This is a genomic window from Polaromonas sp. P3_C2 (genome assembly GCF_056402675.1).
Map to the genome: position 1 here is coordinate 1 of NZ_JBFUGX010000398.1, position 3,951 is coordinate 3,951.

At 62.9% G+C, this 3,951-nt stretch carries 4 protein-coding genes; all 4 read left to right on the forward strand.

Features of this window, described 5'->3' with window-relative positions; all coding sequences use genetic code 11:
• The first annotated feature begins 224 nt into the window (after window positions 1–224).
• The 4 genes from AC1DWI_RS15840 (at window position 225) to AC1DWI_RS15855 (ending at window position 3,928) form a co-directional block, all read left to right on the forward strand.
• Window positions 225–824, forward strand: coding sequence for a DUF2239 family protein (locus AC1DWI_RS15840; RefSeq protein WP_477670799.1), 600 nt, complete (start codon window positions 225–227; stop codon window positions 822–824).
• Between the two features lie 188 nt (window positions 825–1,012).
• A complete protein-coding gene (locus tag AC1DWI_RS15845) occupies window positions 1,013–2,344 on the forward strand; it encodes an MATE family efflux transporter (protein WP_477725185.1) in 1,332 nt (443 codons plus the stop codon).
• Window positions 2,345–2,372: 28 nt separating this feature from the next.
• Window positions 2,373–3,473, forward strand: a complete 1,101-nt coding sequence (locus AC1DWI_RS15850; protein WP_477670800.1) for an acyltransferase family protein — start codon at window positions 2,373–2,375, stop codon at window positions 3,471–3,473.
• A complete protein-coding gene (locus AC1DWI_RS15855; protein WP_477725184.1) occupies window positions 3,470–3,928 on the forward strand; it encodes a putative immunity protein in 459 nt (152 codons plus the stop codon). Before AC1DWI_RS15850 ends, AC1DWI_RS15855 begins: the two co-directional genes overlap by 4 nt.
• The last annotated feature ends 23 nt before the right edge of the window (window positions 3,929–3,951 follow it).

A 3,951-nucleotide genomic window follows, 5' to 3' on the forward strand; every position in this document is an offset into this window, starting at 1 on the left:
CGGTTCTTGTGAAAACGTGTGAGGCTCTTTTTTGAACAGGACGCGAATTTAGCCGAGCTTTCCCCAAACTCAAAAGAATATTAAATAGACTAGTTAGATCATTAATTAGCTATAGAACCCGATTTACAGGCATTTACGCATTTTTCAGCCAAAACTTGATCATTTATACCCGGATGATATAAACTCCTCATTTGACCCGGACAAAATTAACCGTAAATGACTTTATGACCTCTACCATGATCGCCACGCCCCGCACCCTGACGGCCTTCGCCGGTTTCCAGCGCATTGCCTCGGGCCCTCGCCGCGAGCTGCTCGCGCAGTTGCGCGCTACGCCCCAGCCGGCCGACATCCTGCTTCGCATATTCAACGATGCCAACGGGGAACGCCTGGACCTTGACCTGCGGCCCGACGCCGTGGATGCGCCCGACGACACGCCGCCCGACCTTCCCGCCGCCGAACCCGAAGCACCCGTGGCGCGTTCTGTCGGGCGCCCCCGTCTGGGGGTGGTTGCACGTGAAGTCACCTTGCTGCCGCGGCACTGGGAATGGCTGAGCCGCCAATCCGGCGGTGCTTCGGTTGCGCTGCGCAAGCTGGTGGAAGAGGCGAGCAAGGCCAACGAGGCACGCGACGCGGTACGGGTCTCCCGCGAAGCCGCTTACCGCTTCATGGCGGAAATCGCGGGCGACCTGCCCGGCTTCGAAGAAGCCACCCGCGCCCTGTTTGCCGGCGACCGACTGCGTTTTGCTACCCTGGTCGAGCCCTGGCCTGAGGACGTGCGAACCTACCTGGCGGCACTGGCCGCAGCCAGTTGGAGCGCCGCATGAAGCCGCCGGATCTTTCCGCCCTTGATCACCGGCTTGAAACCGAAGTGCGTGAGGGCGACGTGCGCACGGCGGGCGAAATCGCGGCGCCACCGATTTCCGTAGCAGATCCGGTCCCGCCGCTGGCAACACAGCCCGCGGCGGCGAAACCCGCTTCGCACGGCCGCCCCGCATTGAGCGACGGGGTGCCGATGTGGAAGACCTTTGCCGCCTTCCTCGGCCCCATGCTGCTCAGCAACATCCTGCAGTCGCTGTCGGRCACGCTGAACAACGTGTACGTCGGCCAGATGATTGGCGTCGGCGCATTGGCGGCCGTGTCCAGCTTTTTCCCCATCCTGTTTTTCTTCATTGCCTTCACCATCGGCCTGGGCGCAGGCGCCTCCGTGCTGATCGGCCAGGCCTGGGGAGCGCGCGACACCGGCAAGGTCAAGGCAATTGCGGGCACCACCCTCAGCGTCGGCCTGATTTTTGGTTTGCTCGTCGCGCTGTTCGGCGGTATCTTTACCGGGCCCTTGCTCAGGGCACTGGGCACACCGGCCGACATCCTGCCGGACGCCACGCTCTATGCCCGCATCATGATGATTGCAGGGCCCGGCCTCTTCGTCTACCTGCTGGCCACCGCCATGCTGCGCGGCGTGGGCGATACGGTCAATCCGCTCTACACGCTGGGCATTTCAACCGTGGTCGGCCTCGCCGTCACACCGGCGCTGATCCGCGGCTGGTTCGGCCTGCCGCAGCTGGGGGTGGCCAGCGGTGCAGTGGCTTCGGTGCTGTCGATGGTGACGGCCACGGCCTGGCTGGCCTTCAGGCTGCGGCGCATCCACAGTCCCTTGGCACCTGATGCGGAATTTGTACGCCACATGCGCATCAACGGCCCCATCCTCAAAACCGTGCTCAAGATCGGCGTGCCTACCGGCGTGCAGATGATTGTCATTGCGCTGGCTGAAGTCGCCCTGCTCTCGCTGGTCAACAGCTATGGCTCCAACGCCACAGCGGCCTACGGCGCCGTCAACCAGGTGGTGGCGTATGTGCAGTTCCCGGCGATTTCGATTGCCATCACCGCTTCCATCCTGGGCGCGCAGGCGATCGGCGCGGGCCGCACCGACAAGCTGGGCACCATCGTGCGCACCGGTTTGCTGATGAACCTGGTGCTGACCGGCTCACTCGTGCTGCTGGGCTATTTGTTCTCGCGCCACCTGATGGGCTTTTTCATCACCAGCGAACCGGTGATTGAGGTGGCACAAACGCTGCTGCACATCATGCTATGGAGCAGCGTCATCTTTGGCATGGCCACGGTGCTCTCGGGCATCATGCGCGCCAGCGGCTCGGTACTGGTGCCCACCGGCATCGCCATCTTCTGCATCGCGCTGGTGGAGGTGCCCGTCGCCTGGTTCATGAGCCACCGCATCGGCATCAACGGCATCTGGGTGGCCTATCCGGTCACCTTCATCGCCATGCTGGGTCTGCAGACGGCTTATTACCGGCTGGTCTGGAAGAAAAAATCGATCAGGCGCCTGGTCTGAGGCCGTCATTTTCGGATTGATCCACACCATGACACACACGCACCGCAACGCCACCGTCGACATCGCCAGGGGCATCGGAATCATCCTGGTGGTGCTTGGCCACAACAGCCTGGTACTGGAAAACAAGGGCGAACTTTTCCGGGTGATTTACGCGTTTCACCTGCCGCTGTTCTTTTTCCTCTCCGGCCTGTTCCTGAAAGATTCCGATTCCTTGCGCAAGTTTGCGCTGTCGCGGGCCGACGCGCTTCTCAAGCCCTACTTTGTCGTGCTGGCGCTGGTCGGCATCCTGATGGCGCTTGACCCTGGCATGGTTCCTACCGCCGACACAAGCGCCTCTGATTATTTTTTCGGCGTCCTGTATGCCACCGCGCCCACCATTGCGTGGGCACCGCTCTGGTTTTTGCCGCACCTCTTTGTCGCGTCGGTGGCGGCCATGGCCATCCTGCGCGCCACCAGGGCCGCCAAACGCCGCGCACGCTGGGTTTTTCTGGCCGCCTCGATGCTGCTGGCCGCGGGCATCCGCTGGGTTGGGAGCTTCTGGCAAATCGACACGGCCAGCCTGCATTTCATGGGCCTTGCCCGCTGGCCGGGGTTGCCCTGGAGCCTTGATCTGACCTTCATCAGCTCGGCCTGCCTGCTGCTCGGGTTTCTGCTGCGCGAACAGGTCATGGCCGTGAAATTCAACGCCATCAGGCTGCTTGCCGCGGCCATTGCCTTTGCGGCGCTGCACTACCACTTCAACGAGACCATGGACCTGAATCTGCGCATCTACGGCGAGCCGCTCATCGCGACACTGCAGGCCGCGCTGGGCATTTATATGGTGCTTTGCATCTCTGCACTGCTGGCGCGGTATCCGCGGCTGCAGCGCCCATTGACCTACATCGGCTCCGGCAGCCTGCTCATCCTGGTGTTTCATCCCGTCGCGCAGGGGCGGGCCTTCCTGCTGCTTTCCCGCTTCAGCCACAACGACTACCTCGTTGGAGCGGCAAGCCTGGCTGCGGGTGTCGCGTTGCCGCTGCTCGTGCTGGAAATTGCGAAACGCCAGCAATACCTGGCGGCCCTGCTCTTGCCCCGAAAATTCAGTCCGGCAGTCCCGCAAAATACCCGCACCTCGAAACAATTGCCATGAACCACGAGCTCTCGCGCCTGGCGGCCAGCATCCATCTTGATGAACCGGGTCAGGAAGCCTTCCGGCTGGCCTTTGGCCTGGCGTGTGCCAGCCGCGTGCAGCATTTGCTGGAAGACCCCAGGGCCGTTGATTGCCTGGCACAGCTTCAGGCTTTCGTTGACGGCAAACTGGAAAGGCCCGCCCTGGCGCAGGCGGCGCAGGAAGTCGCCGCGGTGGCCAACAGCCACAGAGGATCCAATTCCATTGACGGTGCGGCCCACGCAGCCGTCTCTRCCACCTACGCCGTGGCCAATGCACTGGCTGGCCGGGCCCTGGATGCGGCCGGCTACGCGGCTTATGCCGCCGTCTATGGCTACGGCGGCTACGCGGTCAACGACCCGTCGGCTTTTGAAGGGGAGTTCGCGTGGCAGGTCGAAAAATTCCGGGAACTGGCCCCGACCTTCCCGGCGCGCTGAGGCGGCCGGCTTGGGGACGCCAC